The following is an 18,199-nucleotide window of genomic DNA, read 5'->3' on the forward strand; positions in this document are numbered from 1 at the left end:
GATGGGCTGGGCAGGCCGGGGCGCGATGCCCCGACCGGTTCCTTACGTGCGCAATAGACCGGGTCATTTGCTTTCCGCCTGTTTCAGCTCCAGCACTTCTTTAGGCGTGACCATGTCGCCCTTGTTGTTGCCCCAGGCGTTACGTTCGTAGGTCACGACCGCTGCGATATCGACTTCCGAGAGCTGCTTGCCGAACGCCGCCATGGAGGTGCTGGGCTTGCCGTGGAAGACGATGTTCAAGTGATCCTTGATCGGTCCGATGGCGATTTTCGAGCCTTTGAGTGCCGGGAACATCGGTGGCAAGCCCTGACCTTCGGCCTGGTGACAGGCTACGCAGGTGGTGTGATAGACCTTGTCGCCGCGCTCTTTGAGCTCATCGAGCGTCCATTCCTTGCTGGTCAGTTCTTTGAGCTGCATGGCTTCAGCCTTGCGCTCGCCCAGCCATTTTTCGTAATCGGCCTTTTCCTTGACCTCGACCACGATCGGCATGAAGCCGTGATCCTTGCCGCACAATTCGGCGCATTGACCGCGGTAGATGCCGGGCTTGTCGACGCGGGTCCAGGCTTCGTTGACGAACCCCGGAATCGCATCACGCTTGACCGCAAAGGCCGGCACCCACCAGGAGTGGATGACGTCGGCGGAAGTCACCAGGAAGCGCACCTTGGCGCCGATCGGCAGCACCAAAGGCTTATCGACCTCAAGCAAGTAGTGCTCGCTCTTGGCCTCCTTGTTGTGGATCTGATCAGCAGGAGTGGTCAGGTTGCTGAAGAACTCAACGTCCTGGCCCAGGTATTTGTAGTGCCACTTCCACTGATAGCCGGTGACCTGGATATCAATATCCGGCTCACTGGCGTCGTACATCTTGATCAGGGTTGCGGTTGCGGGAACCGCCATGGCCACCAGGATCAGGAAGGGCACGATGGTCCAGAGAATTTCGACGGTGGTGCTTTCATGAAATTTTGCGGCCACCTGCCCGGTCGAGCGGCGGTGGAGAATCATCGACCAGAACATGGCGCCGAAGACGATGATGCCGATCACTACACAGATCCAGAAAATGGTCATGTGCAGGTCAAATACTGCGTGACTGATTTCAGTCGCTCCCGGCGCCATATTCACAGTCCAGGCCGCTTGTGCCTGACTGAAAATCGACCACAACAGGAGGCCCATCCAGACGTGTGGATGTCGCATCATTGCGGGTTCCCCTTATCGTTCTTTTTATCCCGCCGGCTTTCACCTGCGGCAAGGGAGCGGCATTTTCAGACTACGAACTTGAATCGCCGGGCCTTGCTGCGTGTGCAGTCGGGCGTCATCAGCTAGCTCCATTCCCACCCGAGTATAGACAGCGACTGCCACCTCGCAACGTGATGGCGTAAATGATCTGAAACAGCTGGGACTTGCGTTCTGGGTCACGAATGGAGAAGGATGCAGACGAGTGGTGGTAAACCGATATAACTTTGATGTCTCAAGGATGAAATAATTATGACAAATGCGTCTTCGCATTTTTCGTATGCCAGCTAAGTTACGTCTTCCTTATTTCATTGCCTTTGTTTCCTGGAGTTTTCATGAACACCGCCGCATTGCGCGAGCAGATCCAAAAAGCCCAACAACACGAGGCCGAGACTGGCCTGCTGACTCGTCAACTGGAAACTCAACTGCCACACCTTCACTCCGCCATCCAATTGCCGGAGGTCGACGCCAACGGCGTGATGACGCGTTTTGTGGCCGCGTACATAGAGCAAGTGCCAGACCTGCTGGAGGCCGCCAATGAAGTCGCCAGGGAAGCGGGTATCGAATCACAGATCAAACCGGTGCTGAAAATCGCCGAGCAGTTCTTCCTCCAGCCGCCGGCGATCATGACCGGGCATATCGGCCTGGACAGCCTGCTGGACGAAGCCTATCTGGCGCATCGGTTGGTCGAAGAGGTCAATGACCTGTACATCAAGCATTTTGGCCAGCCGCTGATCCCCTTGGACATGACTGTTGCCAACCTGATTGCTCACCAACTGATCGGAGAAGAGTTCGCCAATCAATTGGATGAGGCGGTGCATCACGCTGTGGACGAGATGCTTAATGAAGAGAGCTTCGCGCTGGAATCAGTAGAAGCCTACCGCGAGAAACTCAACAGCCCGGACACCGGCGCTGCATGGAAGCGCTGGCCGTGCCTGTCGCGCCAGCTGGGCGTAGGCCTGGAGCTGGAGCAGCCCGCGGCTTGACTCGTTGCCGCATAAAAAAATCGCAGCCTATTGGCTGCGATTTTTTTTATGCGGCTGCGGAACCGACGCCCGTCGTGGTTCGCAAGCGCCCCTCCAACCTGCGTTTCAACCCCCGCGCTTCAATCAACAGCTTCGAACCCTTCGCCGCATTGGCCCGACCCCATTCCTCCAGCAACTCCAGACACGAGTGATCGATGTAGCTCAAGTGATTGAGCGGCACATGCACCGTCGCGCCCGGTGGAATTGTTCCCAGCACTTGAGTCAGCGCCGGGACTTTGAGGAAAGTGGCTGCACCCATCAACCGCAGTTCCATTTCACCGTCCTTTGGCAGGTCGATCAGGCTGATCTTCAGCCGCGAAGCCTTCCAGGCCAGTTTGGCCAGGGTCAGCCCGAAACCGATCAGCACGCCGGTCAGCAGGTCGGTGAAGATGATTGCCAGAGCGGTCGCCGCATAAGTAAACATTGGCATCCGGCCATATCGGCCGAGGCCGCGAAAGGCCTTGAGGTCGACCAGTTTGAACCCGGTGTAAACCAACACACCCGCCAGGCTCGCCACCGGAATGCTTTGCAGCACGCTGGACAGCAGCAACACGAAAGCCAGCAGCCACAGACCATGGAACACCGCCGACAGTCGCGTGGTGGCGCCGGCCTGGACGTTGGCCGAACTGCGCACGATCACGCCGGTCATCGGCAGCGCGCCGAGTAAACCGCAGAGCATGTTGCCGACGCCTTGAGCTGACAGTTCCCGATCGAAGTCCGAACGCTGGCCGCTGTGCATGCGGTCCACCGCAGCTGCCGAGAGCAGGGTTTCGGCGCTGGCGATAAACGCGACGGCAAATGCCGCAATCAGCAAGGTCGGGTCAGCCAGATTGAGCAAGTCGGCGGGTTTCAGCCAGTCGATAGCTTCCGCCAGGTTGGCCGGGACCTCCACTCGCTTGACCTGTAAGGCGAGTACCAGGCTGGCGACAGTCGCCAGGCCTACGCCAAGAAGTGCGCCGGGAATGAAGCGCAGGGAATGGGGGCGGAATTTCTCCCACAGCCACATCACCGCAATCGTCGACAGCCCGAGCAAACCGGCTTGCCAGCCCAAGGAGGGCAAGGCTTGGACAACCGCAGCCGGGAAGGCTGCCAGATTATCCAGCCCCGAGGGCTTGGGCACGGCGTCGAGCATCACATGCACCTGTGACAACACGATCAACACGCCAATCCCGGCGAGCATTCCGTACACAACCGCAGGCGCCGTGACCCGAAACCAGCAGCCCAGCTTCAAGCGTCCGGCCACCAATTGCAGAAAGCCGGCCAGCAGCAGGATGGGCCCGAGCATGGCGATACCATGCTGGCGCACCAGTTCGAACACCAGAACAGCCAAACCGGCTGCTGGGCCGCTGACTTGCAATGGCGAACCGGCAATCCAGCCCACCACCAAGCCACCGATGATCCCGGTGATCAACCCTTTGGACGGCGGCAGCCCCGAGGCGATGGCGATGCCCATGCACAAGGGCAGGGCGACGAGAAACACAACCACGGACGCCAGCAGCTCCCGTGGCAGTACAGCTTTAAGTTGAGCAGCACGCATGGTGACTCTCCCGAAGTTTTCTTCAGGCGTGGCGAAGCCAGGCTGCTTGATCAGCAGCCTCGGCTAAACCACACAGGGATAAGGTGTCCTGTCTCGCAAATACTGTTCCTTTTTGACAGTCACTCGTCGAAAAGGAACGTATTTGTGAGAAAGGACACTAGAAGCGCGCTTTGGGCGTCGCCACCGGAATCGGATGGCTGCCATCGAGCGGCAGGAAACACCCCTTGTCCGCGTCGTAAGCTTTGATTTCGCTGGTTTCGATGTTGTAGATCCAACCATGTATAAACAGCTGACCATTGGCTATGCGCGAGGCGACCGACGGGTGCGTGCGCAAATGCTGCAGCTGGGCGATCACATTCTCCTCGGTGAGGACGTGCATGCTTTCGTTTTCGTCAGCGCAATCGCAGTTTTCCTGGACCATGGTTTTTGCCACTTCGGCATGACGCAACCAGGCTTTGACCGTGGGCATTTTTTCCAGGCTTTGCGGGTTGAGCACTGCGCGCATGGCGCCACAGTCAGAGTGCCCGCAGATGATGATGTGCTGCACGCCGAGGGCCAATACTGCGTATTCGATTGCCGTGGAAACACCGCCGTTCATTTGCCCATAAGGCGGCACTACGTTGCCGACGTTACGGGTCACGAACAGGTCGCCGGGGGCGCTTTGGGTGATCAGCTCAGGAACGATGCGCGAATCGGCGCAGGCGATGAACATCGCTCTGGGGCTCTGGGCCGTGGCAAGTTTTTTGAAGAGTTCTTCCTGCTGTGGAAAAACTTCGTGATGAAAATGCAAAAAGCCGTCAACGATATGCTTCAGTGCTGCATCGGCGGTTTCCGCCTCGGGTTGGGCTGAAGCCGACGCAGCCAACGGCTGTTTATCCTTGTCACTCATGATTCATCCTCTTTGGCGGAGTCAGGGAATTTTCCCGTTTTGTCCGGTGTGAAGCCAGTGGCTGTTTAAAAAACATCCAGGTCGAAAGTCTCGCCCCGTCAGTCACTCGATGAACAAGGTAGCCGTTGAAACTTAACTCAAACTGAATAAAAGGCTCTAGGACGTGTGTTCCAGGTCACAAAAAGCGTGACCGGCCTAAAGACCAGGCAGGTTCCCCACTACTCAACCATAGGCCAATTGTCCTCAAATCAACGACATTTGGCGACCCGGCGGACAGAAGGCTTCGCAGTCTAGATTGAAACCTTCGCGACGATTCAGCCCAAGGCGTTTGATGGTTTTGGCAAATCGTTGCGCCAACAGGTCAGCAAACGGCCCTTCACCACGCATTCTTGCGCCAAACCGACTGTCGTAGAGCTCACCACCACGGCTTTGACGAATAAGGCTCAACACATGAGCGGCACGCTGAGGGTAGTGAGCGGCGAGCCATTCTTCGAACAGCGGCGCAACTTCCAGCGGCAGGCGCAGCATCATGTAGGCCGCACTTTGTGCTCCAGCGGCATGAGCCTCGGTGAGCAGGCTTTCGAGTTCGCAGTCGTTGATCATAGGAATCATCGGCGAGCACAGGACTCCCACCGCAATTCCCGCTTCACGCAGCACGCGGATCGCCCGTAAACGGGCCTTGGGTGCAGCGGCACGCGGTTCGAGGATGCGTTTGAGCTCATCGTCCAGGGTAGTGAGGCTGATCATCACCGCCACCAGCCTTTGCTCGGCAAGTTCGACCAGCAGGTCCAGGTCCCGGAGAATCAGCGAGCCCTTGGTAATGATGGTCACGGGATGGCGATAGCGCAGCAGCACTTCGAGGGTTTTGCGGGTGATTTTGTGTTCGCGTTCGATCGGCTGATAAGGGTCCGTGTTGGAGCCCAGATTGATCGGCGCGCATTGATAGCCACGCTTGGACAGCTGTTCTTCCAGCACATCGGCGGCGTTGGTCTTGGCGATCAGTTTGGTTTCGAAATCCAGCCCTGGCGACATGTCCCAATAGGCGTGGCTGGGCCGCGCGTAGCAATAGATGCAGCCGTGCTCGCAGCCGCGATAGGGATTGATCGAACGATCGAAGGGTAAGTCCGGCGAATTGTTGCGAGTGATGATGGTTTTAGCCGTTTCGATGCGCACCTCGGTGCCTTGGGTGATCGGCACTTCCTGATACCAGCCGTCATCCTCGGCCACCGAGCGATTCGGCGCGAAGCGGTTGTGCGGGTTGGTGGCGGTGCCGCGACCGCGAGGGGGGAGTGAAATCGTCATATGAGGACCTGCTGGCTGTATAAATACACAGTATGGGAGGCAGCAGGATTTGCCTAGCACCGTTCGGCTTATTTACCCATGGCAACGTAGCGGGTGCCTACACACCTGTCAGTCATGACAGTAGATAGCTTTTTGAATTGAAAGACTCCACGGGCTACTTTTCAGCATTAAATATTCCGAAGTGTGCAATCTTGAGAAACAGATCATAGGTGGCGTAACTATTAACTTGATTAGTACTCTCTGGTTCGCACGAAGTTGTCGTGTATCAAATATTAAAAGGATTTAATAATGTCGTTTTATAATCAGCGTGGTATTTTTCTGCAACTGGCCGCCCCTTCTATCGTCAGCCCTAAAGAAGTTCGGGTTTCCATGCAATTTGCACTAAAGGAAGAGGGTTACGACGCACCAAACCAAGCGATCACTTGCTCGCTGGTAGACTCCTCTACCCGTGAGGTCATATCCACTGATGGCGGCTTGACCTTCACCATGGGTGCTGCACGCACCGATGTGGACGGCGATGGTGACATTGACGCGCAAGACAAGGCAGTTCTTCTGGCGCTGGCGAACGCTTATTCGAAGATTGTTAATCCTTGATTGCGATTGAACGCATGTAATAGGTAATGCTTGCACAAGAGTAAGTTTTAACGGCGTGTTCATAAAACGGCACAGAAGTTCTGTGCCGTTTGTTTTGCGTTATTGAATGTTCCCTGGTCGACATTCATGACTTTTTTCCGACAATGACCGCTCAGAACTGATAGGCCAACACACGGGGGTTATCGCGACGAAAGCAATCACGCGTCGTTCGATTCACGATTCTTTGACGGCCGTCTCACAGGTCTTTGACCGTTCAGGGCTGATGCTGTGCGTCATCATCCACTCCTTAACACACGGTCGTCTGAGCATGTCCTTACTGCGATTTTTACCTGCGACGTTCCTGTTGTCGCTGGCCGCACTTTTGAATCAAACGCTGGCCTTCGCCGACGACAGTGCCTTGCCCCGACCCGCGGAGTGGGCTCAATCGGTCGAGGTGCAATACAACCTCTTCCAAATATCCCCGATGCTCTATCGCAGTGCATTGCCCGACCGAGGCGCGGTGCCGTTATTGGAAAAACTCAAGGTCGGGACGGTGATCACTTTCCTACCCGAGTCGGATTCAAGCTGGTTGTCCACACCAGGTATCGCACAGGTACAGCTGCCCTACCGCACCAACCATGTGGATGACGCGGATGTACTCAAGGCCCTTCGTGCGATCCAGACTGCCGAAGCCGTGGGGCCGGTGCTGATGCACTGCAAACATGGTTCGGACCGCACTGGCCTGATGGCGGCCATGTACCGGGTCGTGGTGCAGGGCTGGAGCAAGGAAGACGCCCTGAGCGAAATGACCCAGGGTGGTTTTGGTGACAGCACTCATTTCAAGGACGGAGTCCGTTACATGATGCAGGCTGATGTCGACAAGCTTCGCACCGCGCTGGCCAACGGCGATTGCAGCACGAGTCCGTTCGCCAGTTGCTCGATGAAGAGTTGGTTCAAATCGGCCCACGTCGAGTAAACCGCTGCGTCAGCGGGCGACGGCCTCTGACGAAAGCGCGAAAAGATCTTCGGCGATCGGCCGTTCAAGAAACACTTCCAGGGCGGTCAGCAAGGAGCGCGAATCGCCCGGAGAAAAAAACACCTCGCGAAAGGCCCGCCCTGTTTGCGCATTGAAGACCCAGTCTTGGCGGAATCGCTTGAAAGCTTCGCTAGCCAGTACGCCTGACCACGTGTAGGCGTAAACGGAGGCTGCGTAACCGGTCACCATGTAGTCAAAGCTGTTTGCGAACCGGCAGTAGGACGGCAATTGCCAGTGGGGAACCTCCCGCTGTACGTCTTCAAAAACCTGCTGAACGCTACGTCCATCGCCCTGGCAACGGTGCAATTCGAAGTCGAACAAGGCGCCCGTCAGCCACTGCGCGGTTTGCCAGCTGTTCTGGGTTTGAAGGGCGGTCAACGCCACTTCGACTCGCCCCTCGGTCAAGCGCTCACCGGTCTGATGATGGGCGGCCAGCCACAGCAGAAACTCCTGTGACAGGCACCACCGTTCGAACAACTGCCCGGTGAACTCTGCTGTATCGCGTCCCAGTTCAGAAATTCCGGAAAGGGTGTAGTGAGGCGAACGCGTCAAAATATGCTGCAAGCAATGACCAAACTCATGGAACAGCACACGCAGGTCCAAGTGCGCGAGGAGGCAAGGATGATCGGCGTTTCCAGATGTGAAGTTGCCGTGAAGAACGGCAATGGGCAGCGTCAATTGACCTTCGGCGCCTACCCGTCGGTTGCGGCGCGTGGCGGTCCAGGCATAGTCCGGTGCCTCCTCTCGGTGGAAAGGATCAAGGTAAACCTGTCCGATCACCTGCCCATGCTCGCTGATTTCAAACAGACGCACGCTGTCATGCCAGCGGCTGAATGTTTTCTGCTCGACGATCTGTATGCCGAACATGCGCTCGCTGAACAGGCACAGTCGGCGCAACGTTCCGTTCAGTGGAAAATAGACCCGCAAGTTTTTCAGGGCGCCACCGAGGCGGTGCTGACGTAATTGTTCGGCAAGAAACTCGCGATCCCACGGTTGCATCTCAGCAATGCCCTGTTCGAGCGCAAACGCCTCGAGTTCCTGTGCGTCCTTCGCCATATCCGGCGTTGCCAACGTTATTTGCCGCCGCAGGAATCCGCTGACTTGCGCGGTTGATTCCGCCATTTGCTTCGCCAGGGTGAGTTGTGCGAAATCTTCATACCCGAGCAATCCGGCTTTTTTGTGACGCTGGGACAACAGCAACTCCAGTACGGGGCCATTATCAAATTGCCCGGCGTGCGGGCCTTGATCGGACGCTCGCGTGGTGTACGCAAAAAAGTATTCTTCGCGCAGCGCTCGATTTTCGGCATACGTCATGACCCGATTGTAGGTGTCCTGCCCCAGACGGATCAGCCAGCCCTCATGCCCTGCCTGTTGCGCGTTGAGCGCCAGACGGTCCTTTGTTGCCTGGGATAAACCGTTGAGTTGCGTGACGTCATCAATGCGTTTGCTCCAGGCTGCAGTGGCGTCTTCCAAATGGCTTTGAAACAGGCTTTCGAGCAGGCTGATGTGCAGATTCAGGCGAGCAAGTTGCTGCTGTTGCTCGGAGGGCAAGTGGATTCCCGACAAGTGGAACCTGCGCAGAATCTTGGTCAGCACCGCTTTGCGAGAATCATCGAAACTCTGGGCAATCTGGCTTTGCGCTAGACATTGGTACGCTCGGAACAGCGTTTGATTGCTCATCTTTTCAGTGTTGTACCGTGCCACGGCATCGACACACGTCGCGCTTGCCAAGGCCCAGGCGTTGCCGTTGTGTTCCACCATGCCCAGGGTTTCGATGACGCCCATGGCCTCATCCAGACGCGCGTCGGTTTCATCGACCGCAACCACCAGGTCATCCCAGGTCGGGAATGCGGATTGGGAGGCGATGATTTCGACAATGGCCTGACGGTTGTCAGCAATGATGGTGTCGATGGCCGGCACAAGATGCTCGGCGCGGACGGTCGACCAGGGTGGCAGATCCCAGGCCTGCAAAAGCGGATTGGTGTTGGGCATGGCGTCTTCCTTGGCAGAGGCTGGTTTCGGTCAGCCTATAAAGGAAGCGCAGGGCAAAGGTGGTAGATAGATACCACCTTCCAATCTGTTCAGGAGTGGAAGGTGGTGTTGACTCAGTGTTGCTCGTCAGGCTTTTTCTTCAGCTTCGGGTTCGGGAAAAACTGCACGGCCTGAACCTTGGCGTCCGGCACCTTCAGCGCCGAGGTGTTGACCCGCGTGCCCAATTCCTTGGGCACGGACAGGCCTTGTTCATTCAGCGTGTCCGAATAACCGCAGGCCACGCACTCGCGGTGCGGGACTTCGTCTTCGTTCCACATCATCAACTTGTCCGGCTCGCTGCAGGCCGGGCAGACCGCCCCGGCGATAAAGCGTCTTTTGGTAATCACAGGCCCCTCACTCATGCTGCTGCAACCTCACTCAGGCCGCTATGGCGCAAGAGTGCGTCAATCGACGGCGGGCGTCCCCGGAAGTCGATGAACAGCACCATCGGCTCCTGGGAACCACCGCGCGCCAGGATCGCTTCACGGAATGCGCGACCGGTATCGGCGTTGAGGACGCCGTCTTCTTCGAACTTCGAGAAGGCATCGGCCGACAGCACTTCAGCCCATTTGTAGCTGTAGTAACCCGCCGCGTAACCGCCGGCGAAGATGTGGGCGAAGCTGTTAGGGAAACGGTTGTAGGCCGGTGGACGCATGACAGAGACCTCGTCACGCACACCTTCGAGTACTTGCAGCACGCTACGACCGTCGCCGTGAGTTGCATGTAATTCGAAGTCGAACAACGAGAATTCCAATTGGCGAACCATCATCAGGCCGGACTGGAAGTTTTTCGCCGCGAGCATTTTGCCCAACAGATCTTGAGGCAACGGTTCGCCGGTTTCGTAGTGACCGGAAATCAGCGCCAGGCCTTCCGGCTCCCAGCACCAGTTTTCCATGAACTGGCTTGGCAACTCGACCGCGTCCCAGGCCACACCGTTGATGCCGGACACGCCCGCGTGTTCGACGCGGGTCAGCAGGTGATGCAGGCCATGGCCGAATTCGTGGAACAGGGTGGTGACTTCGTCGTGGGTCAGCAGGGCTGGCTTGCCGCTGTCGGCCGGGGTGAAGTTGCACACCAGGTTCGCCACCGGGCTCTGCAGTACGCCTTCAGCCGTGCGGCGATGGTCGCGGGCGCCGTCCATCCAGGCACCGCCGCGCTTGTTGGCGCGGGCGTAGAGGTCGAAGAAGAAGCGACCGATGTGCTGGCCGTTTTCCTTGATTTCGAACAGGCGAACATCCGGGTGCCAAGTGTCGAAGCCTTTCTGCTCGGCGATTTCTATGCCGTACAGTCGCTGGACGATAGTAAACAGACCGCCCAGCACTTTGTCGATCGGGAAGTAAGCGCGAAGGGTTTCCTGGGCGACGCTGTAGCGCTGCTCGCGAAGCTTTTCACCGTAGAAACCGCTGTCCCAGCTTTGCAGATCCGGGCAGCCCTGGTCGGCGGCATAGGCTTTGAGCTGTTCCAGATCCTGGGCGGCGAACGGCTTGCTGCGCTTGGCCAGATCGCGCAGGAAACTGAGTACCTGATCGCTGGATTCGGCCATTTTGGTCGCCAGGCTCAGCTCCGAGAAGCTGGCGAAACCCAACAGTCTGGCCAGCTCCTGACGCAGGTCGAGGATTTGTTCCATGACCGGGCTGTTATCGTTCTGACCGGCATTCGGGCCTTGGTCCGACGCACGGGTGCAATAGGCGGCGTAGACTTCTTCGCGCAGGGCGCGGTTGTGAGCGTAGGTCATCACCGCGTAGTAGCTCGGGAATTCCAGGGTGATCAGCCAGCCATCCAGGTCTTTGGTTTGGGCGGCGGCGGCCATTTGCGCCTTGGCCGAATCGGTCAGGCCAGCGAGGGCGGCTTCTTCGGTGACGTGTTTGGTCCAGGCCTGAGTGGCGTCGAGCAGTTGGTTGGAGAAGCGGCTGCCCAGCTCCGACAATTTGCTCTGCACTTCGGCGTAACGCTTCTGTTCGGCTTCCGGCAGGTCGATACCCGACAGACGGAAGTCACGCAGTGAGTGTTCCAGGATAGTTTTCTGCGCCACGTCGAAACCGGCAGCTTCGGGACTGTTGACCAGTGCTTCGAATGCTTCGAACAACTCGCGGTTCTGCCCCAGTTCGGTGGAATAGGCGCTCAAGGCTGGCAGGCAGGATTCGTAGGCTTCGCGCAGTTCGGCGCTGTTGCACACGGCATTCAGGTGGCTGACCGGGCTCCAGGCCGCGCCCAGTCGATCATTCAGCTCGTCCATCGCCAGCACCAGGCCGGCCCAGGTCGGTTGTTTGCCCTGGGTCTTGAGGATCTCGATAATGGCGGCGCGGTTGTCAGCCAGGATCTGTTCGATGGCCGGTTGCACGTGTTCGGCACGGATCGCCGAGAACGGCGGCAGGTCGTAGGACTGCAAAAGAGGGTTGTTCACGCTCACGGTTGGCACCTTGGCTGGAAGAAACATGCATGAAGAAACATAGCCCCATCATAATTACAATCGACGACAACCGCAGCTATCAGCAAAAGAGAGAGCCTATCGTGACCCTTCGCAAGTATCAGAACCACACGCCGCTGCTCGGCAAAGGCGCCTTTGTCGACGGTTCGGCGGTGGTGATCGGCGACGTTGAAATCGGCGAAGACAGCTCGGTCTGGCCGCTGACAGTGATTCGTGGCGACATGCACCGCATCCGTGTTGGCGCGCGCACCAGCGTGCAGGACGGTTGTGTGCTGCACATCACCCATGCCGGGCCGTTCAATCCCGATGGCTTTGCGTTGCTGATTGGCGACGATGTGACCATCGCGCATAAAGTGATGCTCCACGGCTGCACCGTGGGCAATCGGATTCTGATCGGCATGGGCAGCATCGTCATGGACGGTGCGGTGGTCGACGACGATGTCATCATTGGCGCTGGCAGCCTGGTGCCGCCGGGCAAACGCCTGGACAGCGGCTTCCTTTATGTGGGCAGCCCGGTGAAGCAGATCCGGCCGCTGACTGACAAGGAAAAAGCCTTTTTCACCTACAGCGCGGCGAATTACGTGAAGCTCAAGAATTTGCATCTGGCCGAAGGCTACGACCCGCTCTGACCCTGCGCCCTTATTCAGGATTCAACATGCATCACCCAACCATATTGTTTGACCTCGATGGCACCTTGACCGACCCGCGCGAGGGCATCACCCGTTCGATCCAGTTCGCCCTGAGCAAACTGGGCATCGATGAGCCCGACCTGACCAAGCTCGAACACTTCATCGGCCCGCCACTGTTGCAGGCGTTCATGCAGTTCTACGACTTCGACGAACCCAAGGCCTGGAAGGCGGTGAACTTCTATCGCGAACGCTTCAAAGTCACCGGCCTGTACGAGAATCGTGTATTTGATGGCGTCACGCCGCTGCTGGAGACACTCAGCGGACAAGGGCGACAGCTGTATATCGCCACGTCCAAGCCATGGGTTTTCGCGCGGGAAATTGCCCGGCACTTTGACTTCGCCAAGCACTTCAAAGTGATCTATGGCAGCGAACTGGACGGGACTCGTACCAACAAAGTCGAGTTGATCGCCCACTTGATGGCCGAAGAAAACCTGGACCCGGCTAACACCCTGATGATCGGCGACCGTAAGCACGATTTGATCGGTGCGCGCAGCAACGGGCTGGATGCGGCGGCGGTGGGTTACGGCTTTGGCAGTCGGGAAGAGTTGAGCGCTGAAGCACCGGTGTATCACTTCGAGACGCTGGAAGAGATGCATCAGGCGTTTTTGCAGCATTAGTTGAACCGCATCGCGAGCAGCCAGCTCCCACAGTGGGAGCGAGCTTGCTCGCGATGAGGCCCGCTCAGCCAGCAGGACTTTTTGATTCCGCCAACGCTTTCAACGTCGCCTTGCGTTCATCAACCGGTAAGGCGCCGAGCTTCTCGACTGCCGCATAAAACTTCACCCAATCCCCTCCCGCCTGTCTGAACAACGCCGCAAACGCCGGCACCCATTGGTCGTACAGCCCAAACGGCAACAGCCGGGCATTGTTCATTGGCGCATTGATCCATGCGTCATAGCGTTTGTCCCCGGCCCACTGGCTATCGCGTAGCTGCCGGTATTCACTCCGCAAGCGCTCGAACTCGGCGGCTTTACGCTGGCGCATAGGGTCGGCGGCCAAGGGCAGGGTGTACAGCCGTTCAAGTCGCGTGCGGGTCTCCAGAACCAATTGAATGAACTGGTCCCGTTGCTGCACCTGCGCGCCGTTGTCTGGCGCCAGGTCGCGGAATGCACGCCATTGGCGGGTGCCTTCCTGTTCGACGAAGGTGGCAAAAGACTCATTGAATTCGGTGTCGTCTTTCACATAAAAGCGTTGATGCGCCAGTTCATGGAAGATCAGCGTGGCCAATCGTTCGTCGCCCCAGCTCATCATCGAACTGATGATCGGATCGTTGAACCAGCCGAGCGTCGAATAAGCCTCGACGCCACCGATCGACACGTCCATACCTTGCAGTCGTTGCAATGCTGCCTCACCGCGAGCTGCGCTCTGACTGTAATAGCCGCGATAGGCGACGCAACCGGCGATCGGGAAGCAATGGTTCTGCGGCGTCAGAGAAAACTCCGGCGTGGCGAAGACATTCCAGACTACGAACGGCCGGCCAATGTCGGCGTACAAACGGTAACTCTGGTTATCCGGCAGATGCAGCTGTTGGCTGGCGAACGTGCGGGCTTTTTGCGATTGAGTCAGGTGCGCACGCAATAGCTGATCGCGACCGGGATTGGCAATCACTGTGGAAACTGGCTCCCGTGCCCGCATCAATTGCAGCTGACCACTGGCCAATTGGCCGTAATAGCTGACGCCGGCGCAACCGTTGAGCAACAAAAACAACACACCCGGAAACAAAATGCGTAAAACGCGATCAAGTAATCCAAGGCTTGGAAGCGGCCTGATCAAAATGAATCATCCCTGGAGAGTCTGCCCACAAGACTATCCCGCCTGACTGGAGCTCCGCTATGCGCACGTTGATGCTGACAGGAAGCCTGCTGATGCTGGCAGGTTGTGCTGGATTCGGATTACCCCCCCATGATCCGGCTCAAGCGTGGATCGACCTGGATTCGAAGCAGGAAGACTCCGCGCTGCAAGCGCTGGAAGTCGATGACAAGGCTTCCACCGACAAGCGCTATTTCGAGGTTCAGCCGGGTAGCCATGAGCTGACGGTTCGTTATCAATTCCCGGTCGCGCCAACCAACATCGGCCCCGACGCCGAGCCACTATGGCGTGACTGCCAGCTGAACGTGAAATTCAAGGACTTCAATGCTGGCGAGCGGTATCAGCTGCAGGCGGGGAATATCGGTTTTCGGCCGTGGGCCAAACTTTACGATCAGCAGCGAAAAGTGATTGGCCAAGGCGTACCGGCAGGCTGCCAACGCATCTGATCAGCGCTATGCTGAATGACCAATCCTTGGGACATTCATCATGCGCAGGTTAATGCTGTTACTGACCGCAAGCGTAGTTGCTGGCTGCACAAGTCCGTTGCCGGCAGTCAATCCGCAGATGGCGTGGGTCGACTTTTCTACGCCATTCCCCAACGATAAGTTGCTGATGGCGGAGCGACTGGACAATCAGCGAATGCGCGATGGGCGTTTTTTCCAGGTCACGCCGGGCAGCCATGAGCTGGTTGTCAGATTCGACTTTGAAGTGCCCGGTGGTGGAGGCATGGGCATGATGAGCGACCCCACGGAACGGTTGTGCTACCTGACCATCAACTACGATCATTTCGAAGCCGGCCAGCGTTATGTGCTGGAAGGCCGTTCGATAGCATTCACCCCTGGCGCCCGGTTGTACAACGCCAAGCGGGAGATCGTCGCTGAAGATCGGGAGTCTTTTTGCGTCCCGTGAGGTGAATCAGCGGTCGTTCTTCTGGTAGATGATTTTCTTGGTGCCGCTTTCGCAACTGCCGACGACCATGTTCTGATCGTGTACTTCGTCATTGGTGACGATCTCCAGGGTGTAGGACGAGACGTTATTGGCCTGGATCTTGGCTTCAATCTCGGCCTTGAGTTCTTCACAGGATTTCGGTGCCGCCAAGGCCGATGTGGCCAGCGTGCAACAGATAACCGCCAAGGCAAAACGTTTCATGGTTGAAGCTCCGTTGAGGCAGCGCGCACGGTAATGCGTTTTAGCTGCTGTCATTCATTCGACCACAATCTCGCCAGCCAGGTTTTGTTCCAGCGCATAAAAGATCGCAGCCTGTTGAAGGCCGCGATCTTTTATGGGGTAGAGAGACAGGCCAATATCAGTTGACCAACGTCGCATCCAGACTGATTTTCGCGTTCAACACTTTGGACACCGGACAACCTTCTTTGGCCTTGTTGCTCAGTTCCTCGAACTGCGCTTGTGTCGCCCCAGGGATTTTAGCTTTGAGGATCAATTTCACCGCCGTGATCGCAAAGCCGCCTTCAACCTGATCCAAAGTGACTTCGGCGTTGGTATCAATGCTGTCAGCCTTGAGACCTGCATCGCCGAGAATCATCGAAAACGCCATAGAGAAGCAGCCCGCGTGCGCCGCGCCGATCAACTCTTCCGGATTGGTGCCCTTGCCGCCTTCGAAACGCGCCTTGAAACCGTAGGGCGCTTCTCTGAGTACACCGGTTTCCGTGGAAATCGAGCCGATGCCGGTTTTCAGGTCACCTTCCCAATGAGCCGATGCTTTCTTTGTAATAGCCATATCTGCCTCCTCAAGATCCGGCGTGAAGCGTCACGCCTTCGTGGTTTTCGGTTGCTAGGGTTCTGAGGATAGACGGTGGTGCAAAGTTCACCTGATCTGAATAGTCCTACCGTTTTCGTAGGAATTTTCGTCCTGGCTATTGAAACTCGGGTATATGCCCTCATTGCATGAAACACGCTTATAGATTCGGCAGGTTCTCGTTTGCGAGAAAAAACCTGCGTACTCAATGGAGAAGCAGGTTTATGAAACGACTGTCCGATATCAAATTTTCGACCCTCGATCTGGTGCCCGTGAGGGAAAACGGCAGCGCAGCCCAGTCGCTGCGCAACTCTCTGGACCTGGCGCAGCACGTCGAAAAATTCGGCTACAACCGCTTCTGGGTTGCCGAACACCACAACATGGACGGCATTGCCAGTTCCGCAACCTCGGTACTGCTGGGCTACCTGGCCGGCGGCACTTCGACTATTCGTGTCGGTTCTGGTGGCGTGATGCTGCCCAACCACGCGCCACTGGTGATCGCCGAGCAGTTCGGCACCCTCGAAAGCCTTTATCCGGGGCGGATAGATCTGGGACTGGGGCGCGCACCCGGTTCTGATCAGATGACCGCTCGCGCGCTGCGCCGTGAACGCTCCGGCAGCGCCGACGAATTCCCTGAAGACGTGGCCGAACTGATGCGCTACCTCGGTCCGCGCACCCCGGACCAGCGGATCATCGCAATGCCGGGTACCGGCACTCATGTCCCGGTCTGGCTGCTGGGCTCCAGTCTGTTCAGTGCACAACTGGCCGGTGAACGCGGTTTGCCCTACGCCTTTGCTTCACATTTCGCACCGCGTTTCATGCATGAGGCCATTCGCGTCTACCGCAATCACTTCAAGCCTTCAGCAGTGCTGGATAAGCCCTACGTGATGCTCGGTGTTCCGTTGGTGGCTGCTGACACCGACGAGCAGGCGGATTATCTGGCGACTTCGGTCTACCAGCGGATTCTCGCTTTGATGCGTGGTCAGAGCCTGGTGCAACGTCCGCCAGTGAAAACCATGGACGGTCTATGGCTGCCTCATGAGAAAGAAGCAGTCGGCGATTTCCTTGGCCTGGCGATGGTCGGTAGCCCGAAGAAAATCCGCGCCAAACTGGAAGTACTGATCGAGCAGACCCAGGCGGACGAGCTGATTTTCACCTGCGACCTGTACGAACATGCCGATCGTGTGCACTCCTATGAGCTGCTGGCGCAGATCATGAAGGGCTGACTTTCAAATAACGAGCACAAAAAAGCCGACGTCATTGCGTTGGCTTTTTCATTTTGGAGGGAGGTCAGCCCTGCTTGTAGACGATTTGCTTGGTGCCTTTTTCACAGGTGCCGACGACTTTCCCGTCAGCAGCAGTGCCTTTATCTACGATTTCCAGTGAATAGTTGGAAATACGTTTGGCATCCAGCTTCGCGGCGATATCAGCTTTCAGCTCTTCGCATGGCTTGCCGTGAGCAAAGGCTGTTCCTGCAAGACTTAACAAACCTATCGCCAAAATAAAACTCTTCATCGGTCGCATTCCCTGGTCGGATCAATAGGGGCACCCAGCGATCCGCCGGATGTACTGATGTAACGTTTTGCCATTCCCTATGGCGCTCGGCCAGCGTGCAAGTTCAGAAGCCTAGCGCAAACTCAACTGGTGGCAATCCTGAACCCGACTTTGAGCGTCACCTGGAAATGTGCAGCCTTGCCGTCCTTGATGTGCCCGCGGGTTTCGGTCACTTCAAACCATTCCAGGTGCTTGATGCTTTTATTGGCTTCGGCCAGAGCGTTGTTGATGGCGTCTTCAATGCTGCTGGTGGACGAGCCAACCAGTTCGACTTTCTTGTAGGTGTGATGATCAGTCATGGCGTTCTCCTCAGGGTGTGAAATACAGCCTAGCAGTGATTTTT

At 57.2% G+C, this 18,199-nt stretch carries 20 protein-coding genes; 8 read left to right on the forward strand and 12 right to left on the reverse strand.

Features of this window, described 5'->3' with window-relative positions; genetic code table 11:
* Window positions 1-63: 63 nt before the first annotated feature.
* Entirely contained in the window at window positions 64-1,191 is a 1,128-nt protein-coding gene (gene coxB, locus ACYZTR_RS01425; protein ID WP_461975858.1) for a cytochrome c oxidase subunit II, read from the reverse strand.
* Window positions 1,192-1,562: 371 nt separating this feature from the next.
* Between coxB and ACYZTR_RS01430 the strand changes: the two genes are divergently transcribed.
* Entirely contained in the window at window positions 1,563-2,213 is a 651-nt protein-coding gene (locus ACYZTR_RS01430; protein ID WP_461975860.1) for a hypothetical protein, read from the forward strand.
* 46 nt (window positions 2,214-2,259) lie between these two features.
* Here ACYZTR_RS01430 and ACYZTR_RS01435 read toward each other — a convergent pair whose 3' ends face one another.
* From ACYZTR_RS01435 to ACYZTR_RS01445, 3 genes are all read right to left on the reverse strand, one after another.
* Window positions 2,260-3,789: a SulP family inorganic anion transporter gene (locus ACYZTR_RS01435; protein WP_461975862.1), complete on the reverse strand. Its 1,530-nt coding sequence runs from the start codon at window positions 3,787-3,789 to the stop codon at window positions 2,260-2,262.
* 157 nt (window positions 3,790-3,946) lie between these two features.
* Window positions 3,947-4,678: a carbonic anhydrase gene (locus tag ACYZTR_RS01440; RefSeq protein ID WP_461975863.1), complete on the reverse strand. Its 732-nt coding sequence runs from the start codon at window positions 4,676-4,678 to the stop codon at window positions 3,947-3,949.
* 243 nt (window positions 4,679-4,921) lie between these two features.
* Window positions 4,922-5,980, reverse strand: a complete 1,059-nt coding sequence (locus ACYZTR_RS01445) for a PA0069 family radical SAM protein (RefSeq protein WP_461975865.1) — start codon at window positions 5,978-5,980, stop codon at window positions 4,922-4,924.
* Between the two features lie 288 nt (window positions 5,981-6,268).
* Between ACYZTR_RS01445 and ACYZTR_RS01450 the strand changes: the two genes are divergently transcribed.
* Together ACYZTR_RS01450 and ACYZTR_RS01455 are read left to right on the forward strand one after the other, a co-directional pair.
* Window positions 6,269-6,574, forward strand: a complete 306-nt coding sequence (locus ACYZTR_RS01450) for a hypothetical protein (protein ID WP_461975867.1) — start codon at window positions 6,269-6,271, stop codon at window positions 6,572-6,574.
* Between the two features lie 307 nt (window positions 6,575-6,881).
* Complete coding sequence (locus tag ACYZTR_RS01455; RefSeq protein WP_461975869.1) at window positions 6,882-7,529, forward strand: phosphatase domain-containing protein; 648 nt, start codon at window positions 6,882-6,884, stop codon at window positions 7,527-7,529.
* Between the two features lie 9 nt (window positions 7,530-7,538).
* On the opposite strand, the gene ACYZTR_RS01460 is transcribed toward ACYZTR_RS01455, so the two are convergent.
* The 3 genes from ACYZTR_RS01460 to prlC all read right to left on the reverse strand — a co-directional run bounded on the left by ACYZTR_RS01460 (window position 7,539) and on the right by prlC (window position 12,057).
* A complete protein-coding gene (locus tag ACYZTR_RS01460) occupies window positions 7,539-9,581 on the reverse strand; it encodes a M3 family metallopeptidase (protein ID WP_461975871.1) in 2,043 nt (680 codons plus the stop codon).
* A 113-nt stretch (window positions 9,582-9,694) separates the two neighbouring features.
* The gene (locus tag ACYZTR_RS01465) at window positions 9,695-9,982 is read right to left on the reverse strand and encodes a YheV family putative zinc ribbon protein (protein WP_059403677.1); all 288 of its coding nucleotides are present in this window, start codon (window positions 9,980-9,982) and stop codon (window positions 9,695-9,697) included.
* Window positions 9,979-12,057, reverse strand: coding sequence for an oligopeptidase A (gene prlC / locus ACYZTR_RS01470; protein WP_461975873.1), 2,079 nt, complete (start codon window positions 12,055-12,057; stop codon window positions 9,979-9,981). The genes ACYZTR_RS01465 and prlC overlap by 4 nt, the downstream gene beginning before the upstream one ends.
* 74 nt (window positions 12,058-12,131) lie before the next feature.
* Between prlC and ACYZTR_RS01475 the strand changes: the two genes are divergently transcribed.
* The gene (locus ACYZTR_RS01475; RefSeq protein ID WP_461975875.1) at window positions 12,132-12,677 is read left to right on the forward strand and encodes a gamma carbonic anhydrase family protein; all 546 of its coding nucleotides are present in this window, start codon (window positions 12,132-12,134) and stop codon (window positions 12,675-12,677) included.
* A 26-nt stretch (window positions 12,678-12,703) separates the two neighbouring features.
* Window positions 12,704-13,354 carry an HAD family hydrolase gene (locus tag ACYZTR_RS01480; protein WP_461975877.1) on the forward strand — a complete coding sequence of 217 codons (651 nt, stop codon included), beginning with the start codon at window positions 12,704-12,706 and terminating at the stop codon, window positions 13,352-13,354.
* Between the two features lie 64 nt (window positions 13,355-13,418).
* On the opposite strand, the gene ACYZTR_RS01485 is transcribed toward ACYZTR_RS01480, so the two are convergent.
* Window positions 13,419-14,510 carry an aminopeptidase gene (locus ACYZTR_RS01485; RefSeq protein ID WP_461975879.1) on the reverse strand — a complete coding sequence of 364 codons (1,092 nt, stop codon included), beginning with the start codon at window positions 14,508-14,510 and terminating at the stop codon, window positions 13,419-13,421.
* A gap of 59 nt (window positions 14,511-14,569) precedes the next feature.
* Here ACYZTR_RS01485 and ACYZTR_RS01490 point away from each other — a divergent pair, with 59 nt between their 5' ends.
* Window positions 14,570-14,992, forward strand: coding sequence for a PA0061/PA0062 family lipoprotein (locus ACYZTR_RS01490; protein ID WP_461975881.1), 423 nt, complete (start codon window positions 14,570-14,572; stop codon window positions 14,990-14,992).
* Between the two features lie 40 nt (window positions 14,993-15,032).
* Window positions 15,033-15,455, forward strand: coding sequence for a PA0061/PA0062 family lipoprotein (locus ACYZTR_RS01495; RefSeq protein WP_461975883.1), 423 nt, complete (start codon window positions 15,033-15,035; stop codon window positions 15,453-15,455).
* Between the two features lie 6 nt (window positions 15,456-15,461).
* Here ACYZTR_RS01495 and ACYZTR_RS01500 read toward each other — a convergent pair whose 3' ends face one another.
* Together ACYZTR_RS01500 and ACYZTR_RS01505 are read right to left on the reverse strand one after the other, a co-directional pair.
* Window positions 15,462-15,695, reverse strand: a complete 234-nt coding sequence (locus ACYZTR_RS01500; protein ID WP_461975884.1) for a DUF1161 domain-containing protein — start codon at window positions 15,693-15,695, stop codon at window positions 15,462-15,464.
* Window positions 15,696-15,852: 157 nt separating this feature from the next.
* A complete protein-coding gene (locus tag ACYZTR_RS01505) occupies window positions 15,853-16,284 on the reverse strand; it encodes an OsmC family protein (protein ID WP_449644383.1) in 432 nt (143 codons plus the stop codon).
* 242 nt (window positions 16,285-16,526) lie between these two features.
* Between ACYZTR_RS01505 and ACYZTR_RS01510 the strand changes: the two genes are divergently transcribed.
* On the forward strand, window positions 16,527-17,528 hold the full coding sequence (locus ACYZTR_RS01510) for an LLM class flavin-dependent oxidoreductase (RefSeq protein WP_461975887.1): 1,002 nt from the start codon (window positions 16,527-16,529) through the stop codon (window positions 17,526-17,528).
* A gap of 64 nt (window positions 17,529-17,592) precedes the next feature.
* On the opposite strand, the gene ACYZTR_RS01515 is transcribed toward ACYZTR_RS01510, so the two are convergent.
* Complete coding sequence (locus ACYZTR_RS01515; RefSeq protein WP_461975889.1) at window positions 17,593-17,817, reverse strand: DUF1161 domain-containing protein; 225 nt, start codon at window positions 17,815-17,817, stop codon at window positions 17,593-17,595.
* 122 nt (window positions 17,818-17,939) lie between these two features.
* A complete protein-coding gene (locus ACYZTR_RS01520; protein WP_282383060.1) occupies window positions 17,940-18,155 on the reverse strand; it encodes a dodecin in 216 nt (71 codons plus the stop codon).
* Window positions 18,156-18,199: the final 44 nt, after the last annotated feature.

The organism is Pseudomonas sp. Hz4 (genome assembly GCF_054898165.1).